A 23,740-nucleotide genomic window follows, 5' to 3' on the forward strand; every position below is an offset into this window, starting at 1 on the left:
AAGGGCTGCCGCTGGGTTTGTAGTATTTCGCCCAGGGACGAACGGAACTTAGGCCAGACTCAGATGCATTGCCCCCTGCTGCGTGGGACGATTAGGGAAGATTTGTCTTGCGTAATGCAGGACGCCGCCAGCAGAGGAGTAACGAACGTGCCTGTGGTGACTACCCCCGCAACGTTGCGCCCGGCAACCGGGCCCATGGACAACGCCGAAGTGCTGCGCATCCGCAACGACTTCCCGATCCTCGACCAGGAGGTCAACGGGCACCGGCTGGTCTACCTTGACTCGGGTGCCACCTCCCAGAACCCGCTGAGTGTCATCGAAGCCGAGCAGGAGTTCTACGAGCAGCGCAATTCCGCGGTCCACCGCGGCGCCCACACCCTTGCCGTCGCCGCCACCGACGTCTACGAGCAGGCCCGCGAAACGGTGGCGGCCTTCATTAACGCCCGTCCCAATGAGCTGGTGTGGACCTCCAACGCCACCGAAGGCCTGAACCTGCTGGCCTACTCCTTCTCCAACGCTTCCCTGGGCCGAGGGGGAGAAGCTGCAGCCCGGTTCGCGTTGAAACCCGGGGACGAAATAGTCGTCACCGAAATGGAGCACCACGCCAACCTGATCCCGTGGCAGGAGCTTGCGGCCCGCACCGGCGCAACTCTGCGCTACATTCCGGTGGACGACGACGGCGCGCTGCGGCTCGAGGAGGCCGAGCTCATCATCGGGCCGCGCACCAGGATCCTGGCGTTCAGCCATGCCTCCAACGTGCTCGGCACCATCAACCCGGTGGAGACCCTGGTGGCCATGGCACACCGCCATGGCGCCCTGGTGGTGCTGGATGCATGCCAGTCCGTGCCGCACCTGCCGGTGGACGTGAAGGCGCTCGACGTCGACTTCCTGGTCTTCTCCGGGCACAAGATGCTCGGGCCCACGGGCATCGGCGCCCTCTACGGCAAGGCCGAGCTGCTGGATGCCATGCCGGTGTTCCTCACCGGCGGGTCCATGATCACCACGGTGACGATGGAAAAGGCCGCGTACCTGCCCGCACCCCAGCGTTTCGAGGCCGGAACGCAGCGGATCTCGCAGGCTATGGCCCTGGGTACGGCAGCGAACTACCTCACCGAGACCGGGATGGACCGCATCCACGCCTGGGAAGCCACGCTTGGCCAGCGCCTGGTAGAGGGCCTGGAGCAGATTGACGGGATCCGAGTGCTGGGTCCGAAAGCCGGTGTGGAACGGATCGGCCTGGCGGCGTTCGACGTCGCCGGCGTCCACTCCCACGACGTAGGCCAGTTCCTGGATGACCAGGGGATTGCCGTGCGCGTGGGACACCACTGCGCCCAGCCGCTGCACCGCAGGCTGGGGCTGGTCTCCACCACTCGTGCCAGTACGTACCTCTACAACACCACGGACGACGTTGACGCGTTCCTAGCCGCAGTGGCCGGCGTCCGTCCGTTCTTTGGAGTGAAGTAAATGAGTTCGGACCTGCAGCAGCTCTACCAGCAGATCATCCTGGAACACGCCAAGCGGCGCCGCGGCGACGGCTTGGCAGCGGCCCCGGACGGGCTGGCTTCGGGGGAGTCCCACCAGTTGAACCCCACCTGCGGCGATGAGATCACCCTGCGGGCCGCCGTCGACGGTTCCACCGTGCACGGCATCAGCTGGGAAGGACAGGGTTGCTCCATCTCGATGGCGTCCGCTTCTGTGCTGACGGAACTCGCGGCCGGCCTGGAGCGGGACGAAGTCCTCTCGCTGGTGGACGAGTTCCGGACGCTGATGCGTTCGCGGGGCAGTGTTGAACCGGATGAGGAAGTGCTCGGCGACGCCGCGGCCTTTGCAGGCGTGGCCCGCTACCCGGCGCGGGTCAAGTGCGCCATGCTCGCCTGGGTTGCCTTGGAAGAAGCGCTGCTGGCGGCAAACTGAGGCGTCCGGCCTCGTGCGACCTCGTGCGGCTGCCGGACCGGACGACTAACGGGCTCCCGGGCGGTTAGGGCCGGCCCATGCCGCGGTAGTTCCAACCGGCGCCCCGCCAGGCGGCCGGGTCGAGGACGTTGCGGCCGTCAATGATGTTCCGATCCGCAACGAGGGTCCCGGTGGCTTCCGGGTCGAGGGACCGGTATTCCTTCCACTCGGTCAGCAGCACCACGGCATGGGCCCCCAGCAGCGCATTCCCGGTGACGGGCTCGTAGTTCAGTTCGGGGAAGCGGCCCTTCGCGTTCTGCAGGGCCTGGGGGTCGGCCACGGTCACGGTGGCACCCTGAAGCTGCATCTGGGCCGCGGCGCTCAGGGCAGGGGAGTCGCGTACGTCGTCGCTCTCCGGCTTGAAGGCGGCGCCCAGGATGGTCACCCGCTTGCCCAGGAGGGAGCCGCCGCAGATTTCGCGTGTCATTTCGACAACCTTGGAACGGCGGCGCATATTGATGGCGTCCACCTCGCGCAGGAAGGTCAGTGCCTGGTCGGCACCCAGTTCCCCGGCCCGTGCCATGAACGCACGGATATCCTTGGGCAGGCAGCCGCCGCCGAACCCGACGCCGGCATTCAGGAAGCTCCGTCCGATGCGTTCGTCCATGCCGATGGCGTCGGCCAGGGCCGTGACATCCGCACCCGACGCCTCGCAGACCTCCGCCATGGCGTTGATGAAGCTGATCTTGGTGGCCAGGAAGGAATTGGCCGCGGTCTTGACCAGTTCCGCCGTGGCATAGTCCACCACCATGCGAGGGGTGCCGGCGGATAAAGGTGTGGAATAAACCTCGTCCAGCGCCGCGACGGCGGCGGCTCCCGCCGCGTCGTCGGGAACACCGTAGACAAAGCGGTCAGGGGTTAACGTGTCCTGGACGGCGTGACCCTCGCGCAGGAATTCCGGATTCCAGGCCAGGATCGCTTCCGGCGCGGCTTCGGCCAGCTGATCGGCCAGCCGTGCGGCGGTGCCCACCGGGACGGTGGACTTGCCGGCCACTATGTTGCCGGGCGCCAGATACGGCGCCAGGCCGGCGACTGCCGCGTCCACGTACCGCATGTCCGCGGCGTACTCGCCTTTGCGCTGGGGCGTGCCCACGCAGACGAAATGGACGTCAGCGCCGGCGGCGTCCGCCAGGTCGCTGCTGAACCTCAGGCGGCCACTCTCCAGCCCTTCCGCAAGGAGCTCAGGCAGGCGGGGCTCGAAGAACGGCGCCCGGCCCGCGGCGAGGTCCGCGATCCTTGCGGTGTCGACGTCGATCCCCACAACGTTATGTCCAAGCCGGGCCATGGAAACCGCGTGGACGGCGCCCAGGTAGCCGCAGCCAATAACCGAGAGACGCACTGTTACCCCAAAGGTTCGATAGCGGAAGACGGCTACCAGCCTATCCCTTGAGCCGTGTGCGCACGGAACCCGGGACTGTTGGCTGCACGAGGCCGGTAGCCCTTGCTTTCTGCGGGTGGGCCGCCGAGAGCGGCAGCTGAACGGTTGGTTGGGGGGTGCGGCGAGCGATGGTTACGGAAGAAATCACCTACTGCATGCATTTCCGGTACTCACATAAACACTTGTTTTTCATAAAAGGGCACCCAACCACGCATTGCGGCTTCGAGTACTAAATGAAATTCAATCCATCGTTTAGGTCTCATCCGACTGCTAGTCTCCCCATGTGATTCCAACTAACCCAAAAATACTCATTGCGGGCTTGAATTACAGCCCCGAGCCATCCGGCAACGCGCCATATATCTCTGGGTTGGCTACCGGACTTTCCGATAAGGGTTACCGAGTAAGCGTACTTACGGGCTATCCGCATTACCCGGAGTGGCGGCGGCGGCCGGGATACAAGGGATGGAGTATCTCTGAAGCAATCGGGGGCGTACCCGTTCGACGGTTAAACCATCTCGTCCCTGCCAGGCCTCGGAGCTTCGCAAGGCTCTGTATGGAGCTTTCTTTTGGCCTTCGACTGGCCTTTGCACGCTGGGGCCCGCAGAGCGCGGTCATCCTCGTTAGCCCAGCCCTTTTCGCCACGGGGATCGCCCTGCTCCGAGCACGCATGGCCCCGGCCAAGCCCCCCGTCCTCATCTGGGTGCACGATCTCTACAGCCTGGGCATTACGGAGACCGGAACCTCCGGTTCCGCAGTCAGCAAGGTCATGGAATGGGTTGAATCGAAAATACTGCGATCAGCCGACCGTGTTGTGGTCGTTCATGAGCGCTTTCGCCATTACGTGACCGGGCAACTCGGAGTGGACCCCGACCGAGTGGAAGTCGTCCGTAACTGGACACACCTCAAGCCGTTTAACCTTGAGGACCGCGCTGCTTCCCGTGCCTCGTTCGGATGGTCGCCGGACGACGTGGTTGTCCTTCATGCAGGGAATATGGGCGCCAAACAGGGGCTGGAGAACGTGGTGGAGGCAGCCCGCGTTGCCTCTCGCGAGGGTAGTGCCGTCCGTTTCGTATTGGTCGGCGACGGCAACCAGCGGAGCCGGCTTGAACAACTCGCGCAGGGCGTTGGTCAGATCGAATTTGTGGATTCACTTCCCGGTAATCGATTCCAGGAAGCCCTCGCCGCCGCGGACGTCCTCCTGGTCAATGAACTGCCGGGCGTCCGGGAGATGTCCGTGCCCAGCAAATTGACGTCATATTTCAGCTCCGGTGTTCCCATACTGGCCGCTACCGACAAGGACAGCGTCACGGCCGAGGAAATCGCTACCGCGCAGGCGGGTATGCGAGTGGCTGCAGGGAGCCCGGTTGATCTTGTCCGCGGCGCAGAGGCAATGGCGGCAAACAAGGAACAAGGGCTCCGTTTTGCTGAAAACGGCCGCCGTTTTATGGAGACGACATTGTCTGAGGAGCACGCCGTCGCTAAGTATGGTTCGTATCTCATGCATCTCACTGCCCACCATCAAAAGGAACGCATTAAGTAATCGGGGGATTGTTTTGGTTAAGCGCGCACTCATTACAGGAATCACCGGGCAGGACGGCTCCTACCTTGCGGAGCTTCTGCTGAGGAAGGGATATGAGGTGCACGGGCTTATCCGCCGCGCCTCGACATTCAATACCTCCCGGGTGGACCACCTTTACGTGGATCCGCACGACCCGGAGGCAAAACTCTTCCTGCACTACGGGGACCTCAGCGACGGGTCGCGCCTGGCGACGCTGCTCGCCGGCCTGCGGCCGGATGAGGTCTACAACCTCGCCGCCCAGTCCCATGTCCGTGTGTCCTTTGACGAACCCGAACATACGGCGGACACCACGGGCATGGGTTCGGTTCGGCTCCTCGAGGCAGTGCGCCTCACTGGAATAGACACCAGGTATTACCAGGCATCCTCGTCGGAAATGTTCGGCGCTACTCCGCCGCCGCAGAACGAGGATACTCCGTTTTATCCACGGTCGCCGTACGGCGCCGCGAAGGTATACAGCTACTGGATCACGAAGAACTACCGCGAGGCCTATGGCATGTACGCGGTGAACGGAGTTCTTTTCAACCACGAATCCCCCCGCCGCGGCGAAACATTCGTCACCCGTAAGATTTCCCGCGCCGTAGCCGCCATCAAGGCCGGGCAGCAGCGGTACCTGTACATGGGTAACCTGGACGCCATCCGTGACTGGGGCTACGCCGCGGAATACGTGGAGGGCATGTGGCGCATGCTGCAGGCGGACGAGCCCGAGGATTTTGTGCTGGCCACCGGTGGAAACTACACCGTGAGGGACTTCCTCACCATCGCCTTCGAACACGCAGGGCTCGAATGGGAAGAACACGTGAAGTTCGATGAACGGTATCTTCGGCCCACGGAGGTTGACGCACTCGTTGGTGATGCCTCCAAGGCACAGGAGAAGCTTGGGTGGAAAGCCACGGTACATACTCCCGATCTCGCCCGCATCATGGTGGATGCTGACACCGAAATGCTCAAGCACTCGGGCCGTAATTGGGTCGATACCGTGAACCTCGAGTCTTGGAATGACTGACGTGGCGCAGCACTCAATGGCAGACAACACGGGCTTCGAGCCCGGCAAACTCGACCGCAACGCTCCCTTCTACGTCGCTGGACACCGTGGACTCGTAGGCTCGGCCATTTGGCGCAACCTCGAATCCGCAGGTTTCTCGAATCTCCTGGGCCGGACCTCCAGTGAACTGGATCTGAAGGATCGCCCGGCCGTCTTCGAATACTTTGCGGAGACCACGCCCCGCTATGTGGTCCTGGCGGCAGCGAAGGTGGGAGGCATCCTCGCCAACAATACGTACCCGGTGGACTTCCTGACCGAGAACCTGCAGATCCAGATCAATGTGCTGGACGCCGCACGCGAACAGGGCGTGGAACGTCTTCTTTTCCTGGGATCTTCCTGCATATACCCCAAGTTTGCCGAGCAGCCCATTTCGGAGGATTCGCTTCTGACGGGGCATCTCGAACCCACCAACGACGCATATGCGATCGCGAAGATCGCCGGAATCATGCACATCCAGGCCGTCCGCCGCCAGGACGGGCTGCCCTGGATTTCAGCGATGCCCACCAGCCTTTACGGTCCGGGGGATAACTTTTCGCCGGAAGGATCCCATGTCCTTCCGGGTCTCATCCGCCGCTATGACGAGGCGGCGCAACAGGGATTGAGCACCGTGACCAACTGGGGTACAGGTTCGCCCCGGCGTGAATTCCTGCATGTCGACGACATGGCTGCTGCCTGCCTCCACCTCTTGGAGCATTATGACGGACCGCAGCAGGTGAACGTGGGAACGGGGTCAGACCTCACGATCAAGGAACTCGCCGAACTTGTCGCCGACGCCGTGGGCTACAACGGGTCCGTGGAGTGGGATGCCTCGAAACCCGACGGCACCCCGCAAAAGCTACTCGACGTCTCCAAGCTGGCTGCCACCGGCTGGACCGCACAGATCCCCTTCGAGGACGGCATTCGGGACACAGTGTCCTGGTATCGGAGCCATCTCACCTCACTGCGCGGCTAGGCTCGGCACGAACCTGCCAAAACCGGCGCGGTCCCAGGGACGGCCAGGACGGGTGACTTATGTCCGGCGAAGGTTAGTTTCCGGATCCGGGCAGCTCCACCCGGAACGTGCTCCCCGCACCGAGCACCGAGCTGAACGAGATCCGCCCGCCGTGGGCTTCCACGATCGACTTGGTGATGACGAGTCCCAGGCCCACGCCCGGGATGGCCGCTTTCTTCACCTGGCCGGTGCGGAAGAACTTGGTGAACACGTCCCGCTGATCGGCCTCGCTCATGCCGATACCGGTGTCCTCCACCTCCAAGACCAGGTTTCCTTCCTCCATCCGGGAGCGAACGGTGACCTTGCCGCCGTCGGGGGAGTATTTGATGGCGTTGGAGAGCAGGTTGTCCAGCACCTGGGAGATCCGGGCCGGGTCCACCGACGCACGCAGTTCCGCTTCGCAGTCACAGCCGAGGTCCACGCCGATGGCGGTGGCTCTGGGCCGCGCGGAGTCCAAGGCCACACTCACCAATTCGGCGACATCGGTTTCGGAGCGTTGCAGGTGCATGGTTCCGGAGGCGGTGGTCAGCAGGTCGGCCACCAGCAGCAGCAGCCGCTCGGCGTTGCGCTGGGCCACCTGCAGGGCGTTCACGAGGTGCCCCGGAAGGCCGGCGGTCTCTTCGTCATCAACGACGAGGTCGAGGTAGCCGATGATCGAGGTCAGCGGGGTCCGCAGCTCGTGGGAGACACTGGAAACAAAATCCTCCCGGGCATTGAGTGCATTGACCATTTCCGTGACATCGCTGTAGGCCAGCACGGAGCCGGCGAATTCTCCCTGTTCGTGCATGGCACGGGCACAGACGGCGAGGGCACGCTGCCGCTCCCCGGTTCCAACCCAGACAATGACGTCCGAAAAAGATTCTTCGCGCATGGCCCGCTGCGAAGGCCTTTGCGCCAGGGGCACCGGCGTGAGCTGGTCCAGGCCGTAAATCCGGGCATCGCTGCCCGTGTCTGCTCCGTCGTGGAGACCGGCCAACGCATGGTTGATCCGCTGGCGGCTGTTCATCAGGATGGTCCGGCCCGCAGCATCCACCGCCATCACGCCCACATCGACCGTTTCCAGCACGGCGTCCAGCAACTGCGAGCGTCGGCGGGTCTCCCGCAGGCTGGCCTGCAGCTCGGTTTCAATCGCCACAAGCCGCTTCTGCTGGGACGTGGTATCCGATTCCATCGTCGAGATCACCACGCCCATGGCAAACATGACGAACGGGATGAGGAGGGGGGCCACCAGATCCTCCCGGGCGGGGAAACCGCCCGCCTGCGTGAACAGTGGTGCCCACAGCAGCATCGTGGTGCAGACATAGCTGAGTAGCCATGCCCTGCGCGGAGCAGCACCGGACCAGGCCATCCAGAAAACGGGGAAGACTGCCAGGAAACTAAGTCCGATCACTGAGTTGCGGCCCTCGTAATAGAGGCCGCCCACAACAGCGAAGTCCAGGACGGGGATGCACCAATAGGCCAACGGGGGATACCGTTCCCACGGGACAACCACGCATGCCAAAGTCAGAGCGGCAAGGAGCACCAGTGCGAATTGAAAACTGTGGCTGCGTAATACATCCGGGGCCACCACGGCGGTAATCACGATCGCTATGCCAACCGATATCAGCAACGGCTGCTGGCTTACCAGCAGCCGGCGCCGAAGACTCAATTCATTAAACTGCGATTTGATACCAGGAAGCGTGGCCACTCGGTCTTTGAGACTGGACATGAAAAAAGGGAACCCCCGGATTCCTGTAGTGGTAGCTCAGAGTATAGGGGTGCTCCTGTAGGATACCGAGCAAGGGGAGCGGGGATTCAGAAGGTCTCGCAGGACAGGAAAAAACAAAAACATGGAAATTCAACGTGTAGCCGTCATCATCGAGGATGATGCAGATATCCGCGATCTTCTTAACGCAGTTCTGCAGCAATCAGGTTTCAACGTCTTTACTGCTCCGAACGGCTCCGAAGGTGTTGAGGCAGTGCGGCTGCATAATCCCACTGTCGTCACGTTGGACCTGGGTCTTCCGGACATTGACGGGTTTGAGGTAATCCGGCAGCTGCGGCAGTTCAGCGATGCCTACATCGTGATGCTCACCGCCCGGGCTGAGGAGCTCGACACCCTTATGGGGCTGGAAGCCGGCGCCGACGACTACATCACCAAGCCCTTCCGGCCCCGGGAACTGCGGGCCCGGATTTCAGCCATGCTCCGCCGTCCCCGTGGAGAGTCTGCAGGCGAAGGCGAGACGCCCGTGTCCGCTGATGCTCCTTCCTCCCTCGGCGGAAGCCAGGGAACCCCCTCCGCAGCAGCGGTGCAGCCTCCGGCTCCCGCAGCGGCCCCGGGCACGCTTGCCCACAACGGTTTGACCCTGAACCCGGGGACGCGCACCACCGAAATCAACGGCAAGGGCGTAGAGCTGACCCGCACTGAGTTCGACCTGTTGCAGGCGCTCCTTGAGGGCGGCCGCCTGGTACGGACTAAAACCGACCTGGTCCGGCGGCTGCGGGGCGAGGAGTATGACACCGGATCCTTCATCAGTGACGCCGATGAGCGGACCGTGGAAGTGCACGTGGGCAATTTGCGCCGCAAACTCGGGGACGATTCCAAGGCGCCGCGCTGGCTCGAAACCGTACGCGGCGTCGGCTACCGCCTGGCTCCGCAGGCCTGACCGGCAGGGTCCCGGCCCTCGAGCCCACGGGCCCTCCGAGCCCACGGGCCCTGGGCCGGCGTGAGTACCGGCGGCGTTGCTAAGCGAGCGCCGGCACGCCGGCAGGGAGCTCGACGGTAAAGCTGGTGCCGCGGCCCAGCGTGCTCTCGACCCGGATGCTGCCGCCGTGGGCCTCGGCGATGTCCTTGCTGATGGCCATGCCGAGCCCGACTCCGGGGATGCCCGCCTGCCGAACCGTGCCGGTCCGGAAGAACTTCTCGAAGACATCATCCACATCGTCCGCGGTCATACCCATGCCCGTATCCGACACACGGAAGACCGCACGGTCCCCTTCGCGCCACGCACTGACCGTGACCGTGCCGCCGTCGGGGGAGTATTTGACTGCGTTGGAAAGCAGGTTGTCCAGTACCTGCGCGATACGGTGCGGGTCCGCGAACATCGGGAGCTTCGCCGGGGCATCGTTGACCAGATCGACGCCGGCCTCCCGTGCACGGGTTTCCGCCGTGCGGAGGCTGTTGCGGATGATCTCCGCCAGGCACATGGGCCGGGATTCCAGCTGAACGGTGCCCGAGGCCGCTGTGAGCAGATCCGACACCAGCCGGAGCAGCCGCTCGCTGTTGCGCAGGGCCACCCGCATTGATCCGGGAATGGTGCCCTGCAGCCCGGTCTCTTCTGCCTCGTCCAGGGCCAGGTCCAGGTAGCCCATGATCGACGTCAGCGGAGTTCGCAGTTCGTGCGAGACACTGGCCACGAAGTCGTCCTTGGCAGCCAGCGCACCAACCATGGCCGTGACATCGGAGAAAACGATCACCGCACCGTTGAAACCGCCGTCGTCATTGCGCAGTACGGCCCCCGAGACGTTCATTGCCATCTGGCTGCCGGGCGGACCCAGCCACAGCTGCAGGTCGCTGAAGTCCGAGCCGCGCAGGGCGCGGGCAACGGGACGCTGATCGAAGGGCACGGGAGTAGTGCGGTCAACTGTGTAGAGGAACAGATCGCGTTCATGCGGGTGGACCGTGCCCGGGGGCAGTGCACGTTCCTGCAGCATCCGCTGGCGGCGGTTCATATGCCGCGGCACGCCGTCCTCGTCCACCAGGAGGACACCGACGTTGATGGCGTTCAGCACCCCGTCGAGCTGTTGGGATTGCCGTTTGCTCTCCGCCAGCGCGGCCTCGAGCAGCCGGTCCTTGTTCTCCAGCGTTTCGCGCTGGGAACGGATGTCTTCGCGCAGCACGGACACGGTGATCGCGACGCCAAGGCTGACCAGGGGAACGAGTAGGGGGGCGGAGAGGTCCGCACCGCTGACCGGGCCGGACGTGCCCAGGATGAAGGGGTGCCATACGGACAGCAGGGGGCAGAAAAAGCTCAGGTACCGGGCGGCCGGCGGGGAGACGCGGGACCAGGACATCCAGAACACGGGAAACACGTGGAGGAGGCTCAGCCCGTTAAGGATGCCGGTGCTGCCGTGCTGGAGTTGGGCGATGGCCACGAAGTCAAGCAGCGGGATGATCCAGTAGGACGGATACCAGAGCCGGTTCCAGGGAAGGGTGATGCATACGGCGGTGGCAACGGCCAGTGTGACCAGTCCGGCCACGAATTCCCGGCGGTGGAAGACCTCCGGCAACTGCCAGGCGGCAACCGCGCAGATCAGCGCCACCACGACGACCAGCGGGGCCTGGCTCACTGCGGTCCGGTACCGCAGCGGAAGCTCGTGGAATTGGGACGAAATGCCGAAAAACTTCAGCGTCGACTGCGACAACCGCGACACGCGTGACCCCCTCGTAAAACACAACAGGGTCTAACGATACCGGTGGTATGTGGCGGGCGTGACCGCGCTCACTCCCATGGCACGGCGGGCGGGATGGTGGGAGCGGGACTTAGGCGGCGGAAAACAGGTCTGACTCGTTCAGATAGGCCATGGTTTCGGCGCCGCAGGTGCGGACAGCGGTCACCATCTCCTCGAGGCCCCGCAAATCGCGGCGTGCTACGAGGTCCTGCGCAGCAGCGCCAAGGGCCGAGAGCCGTTCAGCTCCGGCCATATGGCTGGAAATCTTGATGCTGAGGACCACATCCATGGCGGCGTCGAAGTCCCGGCCCTGCACCGCCTGGTGGAGGCGCGTGAACCGGCCCTCCCACATCGATGTGAAGTTGGCGACGAACCGGCGGCAGGATTCCACGCCAACCTGGTCGCTAAGTTCCCGCAGCCGGTCCAAGGAGATCAGCCGCGCCTCGAGTTCTTCCTGGGGCGTCATCAGCCGGCGCTCCTGAGTGGCAGGGCGGCATTCCGATTCCGCGGTAATACTCGTGCAGCGGCGGACCGGCGCGGTGGCCGGACCGGTGGGGGCTGCGGGGGCGTGAGAGACAAACAAAATATCCTTCGGTGTGGGGTCGCCGTCGGGCGGTTCGGTGCCTGATGGAAGCCAGCCGAATACTCCCGGCTGATGTCCTACGGTCTCACCCCAACCTCAGGAAAAGTTGCCTGCAACGCTCAAGATCGAGGCAATATTGCAGGCCGCCGGCTAATCACCCTTCCGGCTGCGGGAGGCATAGACCGCCAGCGTGCCGAGCGCCGCACCCAGCGAGTTGGCGATGACGTCGTGGACAGTGGCGTAGCGGGCCGGCAGGAACACGTGCTGCCCGGCTTCAATGGCGCAGGAGGCGGCCATGCCGACGACGGCGGCCAGCCAGGCGAAACGGTCGGTGAGGTAAGCGGCGGCCAAGACACCGAAGGGAATGAACAAGGCCACGTTCGCGGCGGACTCCACGAGGGTGTAGTCGACCCATTCGGGCACGCCTCGGCTGTGCAGGGCAGTAAGGACGGCGCGGAGGGTGCCGGCCGATCCGGCGTCGACCGGGGAGGGCCAGAACGCGATGAGCGCCACGACCCCTATGTAGAGGAGGAAGAGCCCGGCCAGCAGCCGCCGTCGTCGTCTATCCCGGATGACCAGGTTCACCGGTAGCGGCGTTCCCAGGCGAGCAGCTCACCCACCGCCGGAGTCAGCTCGCGGACCATCTGCTGGTAGACGTCGTCGCTGCGGCGGTAGGGGTCCACTACGTCGTCTTCCTCCGGTCCCGCCGGATGGGCGCTGCGGAGCCGCAGCGCCCGGGCCATTGCCGTCTGCCACCGTTCGGCGGCCGGGGCATCGGGGTCCGCGTCGACCAGGGGGAGCAGGCGGGCCAGTTCGCGCAGCGTAAAGGTGCGCCGCAGCAACGCCGGGGCGAGGTCCACGATCCTGCTCCGGTGGGCCCGGGTCATGGCCAGGACGAGGTCCTGGCCCTCGAGAATCTCCGCAGAGAGCTGCCGTGCGGCGAAGCCGGCGGAGTCCCCGCCGAAAATGTTCACGAAACCGGCCACGTGCGGTTCGATGCCGGATCCGACCAGGGCGCCGGTGCCTGCGCTGGTGACTTCGAATTCACCGGGGGCAACGCTGTCCAGTCCGGCCTGGAGCAGGCGCTCGGCCATCGGGGAGCGGCAGATGTTGCCGGTGCAGACAGTCAGGATTCGGAACGGAGCAGCGGTGGGTCTCATGTCCTCAGGCTTCGGATAGGGCTGGTTCCCGGGCCGGATGCGGCCGGTTGTGCTGGTGTTGAGGTTACCTTGTGTGGCGCTTGAGCTTTGCCGGAATGTTGCATGAACCCTGTGTTTGGGCGGCGTTGTTTCTTGAGGGGAGGGCGGCAAAGTAATACCCAGCGGCGAGGAAAGCCTTCCGAGCCAAAGACTTTCGAACAAGGGGAACAGCGTGAACAAGATGGCTAAGGGTGCACTGGCAATCGGTATCGGCTCGGCAATGCTGCTCGGCGGCGGCGGAACGCTCGCCGTCTGGAACGATTCCCAGACTGCGAACGCCGGCACCATCGTCTCCGGTGACCTTGACGTGACCGCCGCGCCGGGTAAGTGGACCAACAAGGCCGGTACCGAAATCGACATCACCAAGTACATGGTTGTACCGGGCGATGAACTGACCTTCACCCAGGATGTCAGCCTGCAGCTCGACGGTGACCAGATGAAGGCGACGCTGGTTATCAACGAGGACGTCACCAACGGCTTCACGGGCAGCGCCAAGCCGGTTCCCACCCTGACCCAGGGCGGCAAGCCCCTGAACGCGGCGAACCTGACCGCCGCGAACGACGTCGACAGGGGGGGAGTGGTCACCGCCAAGGCCGTCTTCGTCTTCAACAAGGACACCGGCGCCCGCACGGACACCAACGTCAGCCTGGACCTCTCCCGCGTGAACTACGTCCTGACCCAGGTCGCCAAGTAGCATTCCCTAAGCCCCTTGTTCTCACCCCGGTTGTGCGCGGAACACCTGTCCCGCGCACAACCGTTCCCCTGGAGGAAAAAATCCGTGAAGAGCTCCCGAGTACTGAAGGCAGCCGGCCTGATTCTGGCCGCTGTGGTACTCGGACTGATGACGGTCCAGGGAAGCTATGCCCTGTGGAACGCCGCCGCACAGCAGAACGCCGGCACCGTCCAGGCCGCCGATTTCAGCATCCTGGTGAATGAAGCCAACATGGCCCAGACACCGACCCTGTCGTTGGACGTTGCTGGATTGCACCGCGGAGTACCGAAATTCACCGCAGTGAAGGTGACCAACAACACCAACGTCACCGCGCAGTCCCCGCTGGTCCTGCAGCCCGCCGTTTCGCTCCCGGTACCCGGCAGCCTGCTCAACGGCAACCTGACTGTGCACACCGCGGTTGTCCGGGGATCGGCGATCTGCACCGCCAACCTGGCGTACCAGGCCGGAACCCCGGTTCTTCCGGTCCTGGCCACCGGAACCACCCAGACCATTTGCTTCAAGGTTGAAGTCAAGCAAAACACCCCGGCAAACCAGCTCGGAAAGCCGATCAGCATCCCGGTAAACCTCAGTGTGGCGCAGCTTGCGCCGGCAGCTTAGTTGATGGATAGGAAAACCATGTCGAGTGGCCGCAGGTCAGCAGAGAAGCCCGCCAGCCCGCTGCGTTTCATCGGAACCGGTCTGAGCTACATCGCCCTGTGCGCCACGGCCCTCGTTGCCCTGGTCCTTGTAGTCATTCCCCTCGTGACCGGCTCGCAGACCTTCAGCGTCCTGACCAGCTCCATGGCTCCGCACTACGCCCCCGGCACCTTCCTGGTCGTCAAGCCCACCCCGTTCGAGGAACTGCGCGTGGGCGACGTGATCACCTACCAGATCGAGTCCGGCAGCTCTGCCGTCATCACCCACCGGATCACGTCCGTGGGCACCGCGCAGGACGGCGAACGCACCCTGATCACCAAGGGCGACAACAATGACGTTGCCGACGCAGAGCCTGTGCGCGAAGTCCAGGTCCGCGGCAAGCTTTTCTACGCCGTACCGTTTGTAGGTTTTGCCGCCAATGCCCTGGGTAACTCGGACCGCGGAGCGGCACTCCAATGGGGTGCTGTCGCACTCATGGGCTACGGGATCATCTCCATGGTCCGCGGCGCGCTGGCCAAGAAACGCGGTGACGGGGAAACCCCGCAGGCAGACAACGACGATCCGGATAATGGTTCCACCGACGACGGCGCGGACCCGTTCTTCGCCTTCCGCACCCAGGACCCGCTGGATCATGACGATCCCGTCCTGGAAGAGTGCGAGCACTGCAACCACGACAGCGCCCACCCGCATGTCCGCAGCCACCGGAAGCCCGTAGCCGTCTAATGCGGATTCCCAAACCGGTGAGGCACTGGCTGACGGTTGGTGCCGTGTGCGGAGCCGCGGCGACCATCACCCTCGCCGGTATCCCTGCCGCTTCCGCATCCGGAAGCTACCTCAGCTTCAGCCCCGACGGCGTCGGCTTCAGCCCAACACTGACCCGGCCCGTCTTCAACCAGGCGGTTCAACTGGTCCCGGGAGCATCCACGGGGGGCAGCGTGTGGGTGCGGAACGACGGCACCGAGGCAGCCTATCTCTCCGCCGGCGCCGTCAGCGCCGCCATGGACCCGGAGCTGTCGGGCCTGGTCAGCGTGAGCGGATCGGCCGGTGCCGCAGGCGGCGTGCCGGCATACCTCGGCGCTCCCGGAGCGTGCAGTGACCTTTACCGGGGCTGGGAACTGGGCGCGGGTGACGCCGTCCTCGTGCAGCTCACGGCAGGCCTTGCCGCGGAAGCTCCCAACGCGGCCATGAAACGCAGTGCCCGGTTCGACGTCGTGTTTTACCTGCAGCCCACGGACGGTGCAGGCACCGGACCCAGCGCCTGCGAGGCGCTGGGGAACAACGGCCACACCGGCGACACGCCGCCGGCGGATCCGGGGACACCCAATGCCGAAGTCCCCGGAAACGGAAACTCCTCGGATGACACCCGGAACACCGGGACCGCGGGCCAGCAGGCTGGCCAGGAGCGGCCGGCGGCAGCCACGGTCCAGGGCACTGCGCCAACCGACGGCACAGCGGTGCTGGCCGCTTTCCCGGCTGCCCCCGCGCAGGCACAGGACCCGGACGCGCGCTTCAACACCCAGGTCCCGCCGGCGGAAACCGGACGATTGGAAGCGGCTTCGCCCGCGTCGTTCGAAAGCACCGTCGAACCCATCATCCGTTCGCTCTCCGGTACGCTCCTGATAGTGCTGTCGGTGGCGTTCTTCGCCGCCGCCGGAATCCGACTACGAAGCAGGAGCCGATGAGCAGGAAAACGCAGCAGGGGGCTGCGGCGGGCACCGACGCCGTGACGGAGACCCGTCCGGGCCCGTTGAGGCGGCTTCGTGCCCAGCCGGGTTTCCGGACCGCTGCGGTGGTCTTTGTGCTCACGGTGGTTCTGGGCCTGGGCGGTCCCGCCGCGTATGCGTACTGGAGCCAGTCGACTGCAGTGACCATCTCAGGGCTCCCGACCGCAAAGGTTCAAACGCCCGCCGCTCCCGTTTGCACCACTCGGGTTTTGGCCAACGAGATCAACTGGACCGCCGTAACGGACGTGGACTCCGACGTGGTCTATGTGCTGTCCTTCGCCGTCAATGGGCGCACCAAGACCTACGCGGTTCCGCGCAGCACTACTATGGTCAAGCCCGTATACCTCAGCGGTCTGAGCGACGCGCTGGGCAGGACCCCCTATGACAAGGTGTCCCTGACAGTCACGCTGCGGACAGCCACGGTCAAAAAGGATGTCCCGTCAGTGACGCCCATCAGCGAGGGCGATGTCCTGTCCGCTTCCCAGGCGTCCACGCTCCCGATGTTCTATTACTCGCCGCCGGGACTGCTGGCCTACCCCTGCTCGCGCTAGTTCTCCCGGTCCTCGTACACGTCCGGGATGCCGTCCTGGTCATCGTCGCGCCGGTCTTCAGCTTCGATGAGCCGGTAGCGCCGGTTCCGGGCGGTCAGCAGGGCTGAAGCCAGCAGGGCTGCCAGCACGGAGGCCACGAGGATGCCGACCTTGGCGTCGTCGTTGTGCAGCGAGCCGACCTCGAAGCTCAGGTCATTGACCAGCAGGGAGACGGTGAAGCCGATCCCGCCCAGAATGCCGATGCCTGCCAGATCAATCCAGCGCACATCCGGGTCGAGCTTTGCCCGTGTGCCTGCGGTCACCGCCCAGGTGGTGAGCAGGATGCCGACGGGCTTGCCTGCAACGAGGCCCAGGATAATTCCGATGGCAACGGGATCAGTGACCACCGAGGCCACGCCGCTCCAGCCGCCCAGAGCCACGCCGGCGGAAAAGAAGGCAAAGACCGGAACGGCAAAGCCGGTGGAGACGGGCCGGAAGCGGTGCTCGAAGATTTCCGAGAGGCCGGGGGCCTCAGGGTCAGCGGGCAGTTTCTGCCGGTCCGGTCCGCGGCGCAGCACCGGAACAGCAAAGCCCAGCAGCACCCCGGCCACGGTGGCGTGCACGCCGGAAGCGTGCATCAGCGCCCAGGTGGCGACACCCAGGGGCAGCAGGATCACCCAGGCGGGCCAGCGCCGGGTGCCGAAGAAGCGCGGGACGCGCTGGACCAGCAGCGTGAACGCGGCCAGCGGCAGCAGCATCCACAGCAGGTAGCTAAGGTGCACGTCTTCGGAGTAGAAGAAGGCAATGATGGCGATGGCGATGAGGTCATCCACCACGGCGAGGGTCAGCAGGAAGATGCGCAGTGCGCTGGGCAGGTGCGAACTGATGACCGCCAGGACTGCCAGGGCGAAGGCAATATCGGTGGCGGTGGGGATGGCCCAGCCCCGCAGGCCGTCCGAACCGGAAATCAGGTTGACGGCTACGTACACCAGTGCGGGCACGATAACGCCGCCCACCGCTGCCGCTATCGGGACGATCGCCTGTCTGAGGTCCCTCAGGTCCCCGGCAATGAATTCTTTCTTCAGCTCGAGGCCGACCAGGAAGAAGAAGATGGCCAGCAGCCCGTCGGCCGCCCAGGTGCCGATGCTCAGCTTGAGGTGCCACGGCTCGTAGCCGATTTCGAAGTCACGCACGGCGAAGTAGGTATCCGCGGCCGGAGAGTTGGCCCAGATCAGGGCCGCGATGGTGGCGATCAGCAGCAGGACGCCGCCCACTGTTTCCTGACGGAGGATCTCGCCGATGCGAAGTGTCTCTCCGTAGCTGCGCCTGCCGAGGACGGTGTGCGAACCGGTGGGCTTGGGGGAGGAGGGCTCAGAGGCCATGAAAGGTTCCAATCAGATTCGGGTACGGCAAAGTTATTGCCGACCAGACTTCCCGGCGCACCGTGTACCAGTCTAACTGCATCAGCCAGGCAACGTGTGATCAGGGGTGAACCAGGCAGCAAAACGCCCCGGCAGGAAAGCTGCCGGGGCGGGCGTCATCAGGGAAAGTCAGCCGATCAGGCCACGGACGCCGATCACGAGGGTTGCCAGTCCGAAGACCATGGCCGTGCTGATCTTCATGAGGTTCGTGGTCATGTACCGGGTCGGCGAACCTTTGGCGTCCCGCGCCTGCGGGGACTTCAGGACGTCCCGCAGATAGGACGGCCAGACGATGAGGGACCAGAGACCGGCGATCACCAGGACCAGCGCGAGGGGAGTGGAGAGGACCATGGGTTAGCTCTTCCGGCTTTCAATCCACTTGCCGGCCTGGCCTGCCTGGATCGTAAGGGCCTTGCCGATCATCGGTTCGGCGGCCTTGGCGATCTTGTCGCCAAGGAACGGAATGCTGGAGGCCACCTTGCCGTCAACATCCACGCGGGTGCCCTCGGGGGTGCTGACCAGTCGCTGCACGGCGTTGACCTTCAGCGGGACCCCGCCCACGGAGAGCTCCACTGCCGCTTCACGGGATCCGTCGGCAGCAGGTGCGGCCCACTGCTCTTTCTGGGTCACGGTCAGGGTGGCACCAACAAACTTCTTCGCAATGTCCGGCAACCGGTCCGTGGGCATCGTCCGCACAGCAGTGAGGACAAATGCCCCGACGGTGTCACCGTCCACGGAAGCGGAAACCAGGGAACCGCCTACGTGTTCGCTCATGCTGCGCAGGAAACCCTCGTCAGCGAACGTGTCCGTCACGGTCCGTACGTCGTAGGGCAGGATAGTTGATGCGTTCAGGGCCATAGGTCCTCCGTAAGGTGAGCGGTAATGCCGGATTCCGCGGGCTTGTACAGCCCGCCGGCCGGCCAACCCTCATCCTAAACCGCACGCACAGCTGCCCCGAAACCGGGGCCGGGGAGTCCCGGACCGGGTCAGGGCACCAGATTGATGCAGCCCACGGGGCTTCCCGCCGCACCGCCCTGCCCCGCATCGAGGATGAGGAGCGACTCGGCGTCGTCGTCTGGCAGCGTCCACGGAACCGTGGTGCTCGCGGTGGCATTGCCGGCGGTGTCGGTAGTGAAGTCCAGGACGAGGCCGCCCTGGCTGCCCTGGTACTCCGCGCCGGCGTCCGATGGATCTGCTCCGCAGTCATCCTCGTGCAGCCGGGCACTGTAGGTCGTGTCGGCGGCGAAGCTCTGTGCCTGGAGCTGAACGGTGGTGTTCTCCGCGCTTTCCTCGACGGTGACAATCGCAACGGACTCATCCGGGATCAAGGCGGTGCTGTAGGTGGTTGCTACGGCGTCGTCGCAGTACGGGCCGAAGGTTCCCTCGATGATCCCGCCCGGTGTCGGGGACGCAGTGAACTTTCCGCAGCGATCGGGGTTGGCAGTGCGGCCGGGAACGCCGGCCGCCTGGCAGTTTTCTCCGCTGGCGTCCGGGGAATCGGTGCCGCAGGGCGAAGGGCTGGATGAGGAAGAGGAAGGGGAACCTTCGGGATCGTTGTCGCCGTCGCCGTCGGAGTTGCCCGCGCAGCCGGTGAAGGCCAGCGCGAATACCGCACATCCCGTGGCCAGGAGGGTCGCTTTGCGTGCCATGGGCAATCCTTACGTTGTCGAAAGGCGAGGCCGGCGAATGGATAACTGCCGTCTTCGGGTGACCCGTGCTTTTCCAGCGTGGCAGGCGGCCCGGCGAAAATCCAGATCCAGCGGCGCTGCAGGCCGGGTCTGGATCTCCGCGCACCTCGCGCTTTCGTCCGTTTTCCGCTCTCAGCGCGAGCGCCGGACCGCTGCCCCGGCAGCAGGTAATGTGGAAGAAAACCCCGGGGTTCCGTTTGTGGACTTCGGGTATTTGCGTTGCCGTCATGAAGGAGAAAACACCCCATGAGCCTGAACGGACTGCGTGCCGCCCTCGCTGAGGACCCCTCGTACGCAAGGGTGCGGACTCTTTCCTCCCGGCCGCCCGCAGGCCGCAGCGAAGACCTGCAGATCGGGGCTCCGCAGGGCATGCGCGCCGCCCTGCTGGCCGAAGTCGTGGACGGCCTGGCTTCGGCCGGAACCGGTGACGGCGTTCCGCCGGTGGTGCTGGCCGTGACGGCGACGGGACGCGAGGCCGAGGACCTGGCAGCCGCGCTGCGCAGTTATCTTCCCTTGGCCGGTATCGAAGAGTTCCCCAGCTGGGAGACGCTGCCGCACGAGCGGCTGTCCCCGCGCTCGGATACCGTCGGACGGCGCCTGTCGGTGCTCCGCCGGCTGGCGCACCCGGAAACCGCCCCGGTGCAGATTGTGGTTGCCCCGGTGCGCGCCGTGCTCCAGCCGCTGGTGGCCGGACTGGGCGAACTCAAGCCGGTGGCGCTGAAGGTCGGCCAGGAGCAGCCCTTTGACTCCGTGGTGCAGGCACTGGCGGAGGCCGCCTATGCGCGGGTGGATATGGTCTCCCACCGCGGCGAGTTTGCCGTGCGAGGCGGCATCCTGGATGTTTTCCCGCCCACCGAGGACCACCCCATCCGCATCGACTTCTTCGGCGACGAAGTGGATTCCATGCGCTGGTTCGCGGTCGCTGACCAGCGGACCCTGACCGGGGAGCACGTCACCCACCCCTCGGAGCTCTACGCCCCGCCGTGCCGGGAAATCCTGATCACGCCGTCGGTCATGAGCCGCGCCGCCAAGCTCAAGGACCAGATGCCGGCCGCCTCGGACATGCTGGAAAAGATCGCCGGCGGAATTGCCGTGGAAGGCATGGAATCCCTCGCTCCGGTGCTGGTGGACTCCATGGTCCCGCTGATGGGGGAGCTGCCCCGCGGATCCATTGCCGTGGTCATCGAGCCGGAAAAGGTCCGGGCCCGCGCCCACGACCTGGCCGCCACCAACGAGGAGTTCCTGGCCGCAGCCTGGGCAACGGCGTCCGACGGCGGTGCGGCGCCCCTGGATCTTTCCGCCGGGTTGGCCTCGGACCTGGACGCTGCAAGCTTCCGTTCCCTGGCCGATACGCGCACTGCCGCGCACGCCAATGACGTGGCCTGGTGGTCCATTACATCCTTCAACCCCGACGACGAAACCGTCCTGGACATCGACACCCTGACCATCAACGCCCGGGAACCGCGCGGCTACCGGGGCGACGTAGCGGAAATGATGGAGTTCATCGGCGGCCGCGTCCGGGACGCCTGGCGTGTGGTGGTGGTGACGGAGGGGCCGGGCCCGGCCTCCCGCCTGGCCGAACTGTTCCGGGAGAACGACATTCCCGCAGCGCTGGTGGAATCCGTGGACGAGGAACCGCGCCCCGGCGTCATCGCCATCACCACGGCCAGCGCCGGCCGCGGGTATGTCTTTGACACCCTCAAGACCGGTCTGCTGACCGAGGCGGACCTGCTCGGCCGCGCCAGCACCTACTCCACCCGCGACATGCGCAAGATGCCTTCCAAACGGCGCAACGCCGTCGATCCGCTGCAGCTGCAGGAGGGCGACTTCGTGGTGCATGAGCAGCATGGCGTGGGCAAGTTCATTGAGCTCATCCAGCGTGCCACCGGCGCCGGCACCAACAAGACAGTGCGCGAGTACATGGTGCTTGAATACGCGTCCTCCAAGCGCGGGGCGCCGGGGGACCGGCTGTTCGTCCCCACCGACCAGCTGGACCAGATCACCCGGTACGTGGGCGGTGAAACCCCTGTCCTGTCCAAGATGGGCGGTTCCGACTGGGCTAAGACCAAGAGCCGGGCGCGCAAGGCGGTCAAGGAGATTGCGGGGGAGCTGATCCGGCTCTACTCCGCCCGGATGGCGTCCAAGGGCCACGCCTTCGGCCCGGACACCCCGTGGCAGCGTGAACTCGAGGAAGCGTTCCCTTATGTCGAGACCCCGGATCAGCTGACCACTATCAACGAGGTCAAGGCGGACATGGAGCGTGAAATCCCCATGGACCGGCTGGTCTCCGGCGACGTGGGCTACGGCAAAACCGAGATCGCGGTGCGTGCAGCGTTCAAGGCCGTGCAGGACGGCAAGCAGGTGGCCGTGCTGGTGCCCACCACGCTGCTGGCCCAGCAGCATATGGAAACCTTCGCCGAACGCTTCTCCGGCTTCCCGGTCCGGGTGGATTCGCTCTCGCGCTTCCAGACCGCCAAGCAGGCCAAGGCAACTATCGAGGACGTCAAGACCGGCGCCGTGGACGTGGTCATCGGCACCCACCGTCTGCTGTCCCAGGAGGTCCGGTTCAAGGACCTGGGCCTGGTGATCGTGGACGAGGAGCAGCGCTTCGGCGTCGAACACAAGGAAGCGCTGAAGAAGATGCGCACCAACGTGGACGTGCTGGCCATGAGCGCCACCCCGATTCCCCGCACCCTGGAGATGTCCCTGACCGGTATCCGCGAGACATCCACCTTGGCCACCCCGCCGGAGGAACGGCACCCGGTGCTCACCTATGTGGGCCCCTACACGGACAAACAGGCCTCTGCCGCCATCCGCCGGGAGCTCATGCGCGAGGGCCAGGTCTTCTTTGTCCACAACCGGGTCTCCTCGATTGACCGGACGGCCGCCCATCTGCGGGAACTGGTGCCGGAGGCGCGGATCGCCGTCGCGCACGGCCAGATGAGCGAGTCCAAGCTCGAGCAGATCATTGTGGATTTCTGGGAGAAGCGCTTCGACGTGCTGGTGTGCACCACCATCATCGAAACGGGCCTGGACATCTCCAATGCCAACACCCTGATCGTGGACCGTGCGGACCACTTCGGGCTTTCGCAGCTGCACCAGCTGCGCGGCCGGGTGGGGCGCGGCCGGGAGCGGGCCTATGCGTACTTCCTGTACCCGTCGGAAAAGCCGCTGGGCGAGGTGGCACTTGAACGACTGAAGGCCGTGGCCACGCACAACGAGCTGGGTGCGGGCATGCAGCTGGCCATGAAGGACCTGGAGATCCGCGGTGCCGGCAACCTGCTGGGCGGGGAACAGTCCGGCCATATTGCCGGGGTCGGCTTTGACCTGTACATCCGGCTGGTGGGCGAAGCCGTGGCCGACTACCGGGGCGAGGCCGAGGAGAAGGCAGCCGAAATGAAGATCGAGCTGCCGGTCAACGCCCATCTCCCGCACGACTACGTTCCGGGGGAGAGGCTGCGGCTGGAGGCCTACCGCAAGCTGGCGTCAGCGCTCACCAATGAGGCGATCGACGAAGTGCTGGCCGAGCTGGTGGACCGTTACGGTGAGCCCCCGCAGGAAGTGAAGAACCTGATCGATGTTGCCCGCTTCCGGGTGGATGCACGCGCCGCCGGGCTCACCGACGTCGCGCTGCAGGGCAACTTCATCAAGTTCGCACCGGCGGACCTGCCCGAGTCGAGGACCATGCGGCTGCAGCGTATGTATCCCGGGGCGCTCGTGAAGCCGGCGCTGAACGCGGTGCTGGTACCCAAGCCGAAGACCGCCAGGATAGGCGGGAGGGATCTGGTGGACGCCGAAATCCTGGCCTGGGCCAAGCAGGTGCTCGACGCCGTGTTCAAGGAGTAAGCCGGA

The 23,740-nt window shown here is 65.1% G+C and carries 22 protein-coding genes; 12 read left to right on the top strand and 10 right to left on the bottom strand.

Features of this window, described 5'->3' with window-relative positions; translation table 11 throughout:
• The first annotated feature begins 147 nt into the window (after nt 1-147).
• Complete coding sequence (locus tag NNX35_RS13585; protein ID WP_370647067.1) at nt 148-1,464, top strand: cysteine desulfurase; 1,317 nt, start codon at nt 148-150, stop codon at nt 1,462-1,464.
• On the top strand, nt 1,465-1,914 hold the full coding sequence (gene sufU, locus NNX35_RS13590) for a Fe-S cluster assembly sulfur transfer protein SufU (RefSeq protein ID WP_255868039.1): 450 nt from the start codon (nt 1,465-1,467) through the stop codon (nt 1,912-1,914).
• A gap of 64 nt (nt 1,915-1,978) precedes the next feature.
• Here the strand turns inward: sufU and NNX35_RS13595 are convergent, their stop codons facing one another.
• Nucleotides 1,979-3,292: a UDP-glucose/GDP-mannose dehydrogenase family protein gene (locus NNX35_RS13595; RefSeq protein ID WP_255767041.1), complete on the bottom strand. Its 1,314-nt coding sequence runs from the start codon at nt 3,290-3,292 to the stop codon at nt 1,979-1,981.
• A gap of 322 nt (nt 3,293-3,614) precedes the next feature.
• On the opposite strand from NNX35_RS13595, the gene NNX35_RS13600 reads away from it, so the two are divergent.
• From NNX35_RS13600 to NNX35_RS13610, 3 genes are read left to right on the top strand one after another with little or no spacing between them, the layout of a single operon-like run.
• Entirely contained in the window at nt 3,615-4,871 is a 1,257-nt protein-coding gene (locus NNX35_RS13600) for a glycosyltransferase family 4 protein (protein WP_255868040.1), read from the top strand.
• A gap of 13 nt (nt 4,872-4,884) precedes the next feature.
• Nucleotides 4,885-5,913 (top strand): GDP-mannose 4,6-dehydratase, encoded by a 1,029-nt coding sequence (gene gmd, locus NNX35_RS13605; RefSeq protein WP_255767043.1) that lies wholly within the window; start codon nt 4,885-4,887, stop codon nt 5,911-5,913.
• Nucleotides 5,906-6,904, top strand: a complete 999-nt coding sequence (locus tag NNX35_RS13610; protein ID WP_370647069.1) for a GDP-L-fucose synthase family protein — start codon at nt 5,906-5,908, stop codon at nt 6,902-6,904. The genes gmd and NNX35_RS13610 overlap by 8 nt, the downstream gene beginning before the upstream one ends.
• Nucleotides 6,905-6,977: 73 nt before the next feature.
• Here NNX35_RS13610 and NNX35_RS13615 read toward each other — a convergent pair whose 3' ends face one another.
• Nucleotides 6,978-8,591, bottom strand: coding sequence for a cell wall metabolism sensor histidine kinase WalK (locus NNX35_RS13615; protein WP_255868041.1), 1,614 nt, complete (start codon nt 8,589-8,591; stop codon nt 6,978-6,980).
• Between the two features lie 181 nt (nt 8,592-8,772).
• Here NNX35_RS13615 and NNX35_RS13620 point away from each other — a divergent pair, with 181 nt between their 5' ends.
• Nucleotides 8,773-9,588, top strand: coding sequence for a response regulator transcription factor (locus NNX35_RS13620; RefSeq protein WP_255767045.1), 816 nt, complete (start codon nt 8,773-8,775; stop codon nt 9,586-9,588).
• 79 nt (nt 9,589-9,667) lie between these two features.
• Here the strand turns inward: NNX35_RS13620 and NNX35_RS13625 are convergent, their stop codons facing one another.
• The 4 genes from NNX35_RS13625 to NNX35_RS13640 form a co-directional block, all read right to left on the bottom strand.
• The gene (locus NNX35_RS13625; protein ID WP_255868042.1) at nt 9,668-11,356 is read right to left on the bottom strand and encodes an ATP-binding protein; all 1,689 of its coding nucleotides are present in this window, start codon (nt 11,354-11,356) and stop codon (nt 9,668-9,670) included.
• A gap of 109 nt (nt 11,357-11,465) precedes the next feature.
• Entirely contained in the window at nt 11,466-11,840 is a 375-nt protein-coding gene (locus NNX35_RS13630; RefSeq protein WP_255767047.1) for an Hpt domain-containing protein, read from the bottom strand.
• 267 nt (nt 11,841-12,107) lie between these two features.
• Entirely contained in the window at nt 12,108-12,542 is a 435-nt protein-coding gene (locus NNX35_RS13635; RefSeq protein WP_255868043.1) for a VanZ family protein, read from the bottom strand.
• Nucleotides 12,539-13,117, bottom strand: a complete 579-nt coding sequence (locus NNX35_RS13640) for a low molecular weight phosphatase family protein (RefSeq protein WP_255868044.1) — start codon at nt 13,115-13,117, stop codon at nt 12,539-12,541. The genes NNX35_RS13635 and NNX35_RS13640 overlap by 4 nt, the downstream gene beginning before the upstream one ends.
• A 220-nt stretch (nt 13,118-13,337) precedes the next feature.
• On the opposite strand from NNX35_RS13640, the gene NNX35_RS13645 reads away from it, so the two are divergent.
• From NNX35_RS13645 to NNX35_RS13665, 5 genes are all read left to right on the top strand, one after another.
• Nucleotides 13,338-13,850, top strand: coding sequence for an alternate-type signal peptide domain-containing protein (locus NNX35_RS13645; protein WP_255868159.1), 513 nt, complete (start codon nt 13,338-13,340; stop codon nt 13,848-13,850).
• Between the two features lie 84 nt (nt 13,851-13,934).
• The gene (locus NNX35_RS13650; protein WP_255868045.1) at nt 13,935-14,486 is read left to right on the top strand and encodes a hypothetical protein; all 552 of its coding nucleotides are present in this window, start codon (nt 13,935-13,937) and stop codon (nt 14,484-14,486) included.
• 18 nt (nt 14,487-14,504) lie between these two features.
• On the top strand, nt 14,505-15,248 hold the full coding sequence (locus NNX35_RS13655) for a signal peptidase I (protein WP_255868046.1): 744 nt from the start codon (nt 14,505-14,507) through the stop codon (nt 15,246-15,248).
• A complete protein-coding gene (locus tag NNX35_RS13660; RefSeq protein WP_255868047.1) occupies nt 15,248-16,207 on the top strand; it encodes a hypothetical protein in 960 nt (319 codons plus the stop codon). The genes NNX35_RS13655 and NNX35_RS13660 overlap by 1 nt, the downstream gene beginning before the upstream one ends.
• Nucleotides 16,204-16,800 (top strand): hypothetical protein, encoded by a 597-nt coding sequence (locus NNX35_RS13665; protein ID WP_255868048.1) that lies wholly within the window; start codon nt 16,204-16,206, stop codon nt 16,798-16,800. Before NNX35_RS13660 ends, NNX35_RS13665 begins: the two co-directional genes overlap by 4 nt.
• Here the strand turns inward: NNX35_RS13665 and nhaA are convergent.
• The 4 genes from nhaA to NNX35_RS13685 all read right to left on the bottom strand — a co-directional run bounded on the left by nhaA (nt 16,797) and on the right by NNX35_RS13685 (nt 19,849).
• The gene (gene nhaA, locus NNX35_RS13670; RefSeq protein WP_255868049.1) at nt 16,797-18,161 is read right to left on the bottom strand and encodes a Na+/H+ antiporter NhaA; all 1,365 of its coding nucleotides are present in this window, start codon (nt 18,159-18,161) and stop codon (nt 16,797-16,799) included. The genes NNX35_RS13665 and nhaA overlap by 4 nt on opposite strands.
• 168 nt (nt 18,162-18,329) lie before the next feature.
• Nucleotides 18,330-18,551 carry an SCO4848 family membrane protein gene (locus NNX35_RS13675; protein WP_255868050.1) on the bottom strand — a complete coding sequence of 74 codons (222 nt, stop codon included), beginning with the start codon at nt 18,549-18,551 and terminating at the stop codon, nt 18,330-18,332.
• 3 nt (nt 18,552-18,554) lie between these two features.
• Nucleotides 18,555-19,058 (bottom strand): DUF2505 domain-containing protein, encoded by a 504-nt coding sequence (locus NNX35_RS13680; RefSeq protein ID WP_255868051.1) that lies wholly within the window; start codon nt 19,056-19,058, stop codon nt 18,555-18,557.
• A gap of 128 nt (nt 19,059-19,186) precedes the next feature.
• Nucleotides 19,187-19,849, bottom strand: a complete 663-nt coding sequence (locus NNX35_RS13685) for a hypothetical protein (protein ID WP_255868052.1) — start codon at nt 19,847-19,849, stop codon at nt 19,187-19,189.
• A gap of 285 nt (nt 19,850-20,134) precedes the next feature.
• Between NNX35_RS13685 and mfd the strand changes: the two genes are divergently transcribed.
• Nucleotides 20,135-23,734, top strand: a complete 3,600-nt coding sequence (gene mfd / locus NNX35_RS13690; RefSeq protein ID WP_255868053.1) for a transcription-repair coupling factor — start codon at nt 20,135-20,137, stop codon at nt 23,732-23,734.
• The last annotated feature ends 6 nt before the right edge of the window (nt 23,735-23,740 follow it).

This window comes from Arthrobacter sp. zg-Y844 (genome assembly GCF_024385465.1).
In the GTDB taxonomy this organism is placed as follows: Bacteria; Actinomycetota; Actinomycetes; order Actinomycetales; family Micrococcaceae; genus Arthrobacter_B.

Bases quoted from the DNA above. Each gene is read 5' to 3' on its own strand.
- sufU (WP_255868039.1), top strand. From the start codon at position 1,465: ATGAGTTCGGACCTGCAGCAGCTCTACCAGCAGATCATCCTGGAACAC.
- NNX35_RS13610 (WP_370647069.1), top strand. From the start codon at position 5,906: ATGACTGACGTGGCGCAGCACTCAATGGCAGACAACACGGGCTTCGAG.
- NNX35_RS13620 (WP_255767045.1), top strand. From the start codon at position 8,773: ATGGAAATTCAACGTGTAGCCGTCATCATCGAGGATGATGCAGATATC.
- NNX35_RS13630 (WP_255767047.1), bottom strand. From the start codon at position 11,840: ATGACGCCCCAGGAAGAACTCGAGGCGCGGCTGATCTCCTTGGACCGG.
- NNX35_RS13640 (WP_255868044.1), bottom strand. From the start codon at position 13,117: ATGAGACCCACCGCTGCTCCGTTCCGAATCCTGACTGTCTGCACCGGC.
- NNX35_RS13645 (WP_255868159.1), top strand. From the start codon at position 13,338: ATGGCTAAGGGTGCACTGGCAATCGGTATCGGCTCGGCAATGCTGCTC.
- NNX35_RS13655 (WP_255868046.1), top strand. From the start codon at position 14,505: ATGTCGAGTGGCCGCAGGTCAGCAGAGAAGCCCGCCAGCCCGCTGCGT.
- NNX35_RS13660 (WP_255868047.1), top strand. From the start codon at position 15,248: ATGCGGATTCCCAAACCGGTGAGGCACTGGCTGACGGTTGGTGCCGTG.
- NNX35_RS13665 (WP_255868048.1), top strand. From the start codon at position 16,204: ATGAGCAGGAAAACGCAGCAGGGGGCTGCGGCGGGCACCGACGCCGTG.
- nhaA (WP_255868049.1), bottom strand. From the start codon at position 18,161: ATGGCCTCTGAGCCCTCCTCCCCCAAGCCCACCGGTTCGCACACCGTC.
- NNX35_RS13675 (WP_255868050.1), bottom strand. From the start codon at position 18,551: ATGGTCCTCTCCACTCCCCTCGCGCTGGTCCTGGTGATCGCCGGTCTC.
- NNX35_RS13680 (WP_255868051.1), bottom strand. From the start codon at position 19,058: ATGGCCCTGAACGCATCAACTATCCTGCCCTACGACGTACGGACCGTG.
- NNX35_RS13685 (WP_255868052.1), bottom strand. From the start codon at position 19,849: ATGGCACGCAAAGCGACCCTCCTGGCCACGGGATGTGCGGTATTCGCG.
- mfd (WP_255868053.1), top strand. From the start codon at position 20,135: ATGAGCCTGAACGGACTGCGTGCCGCCCTCGCTGAGGACCCCTCGTAC.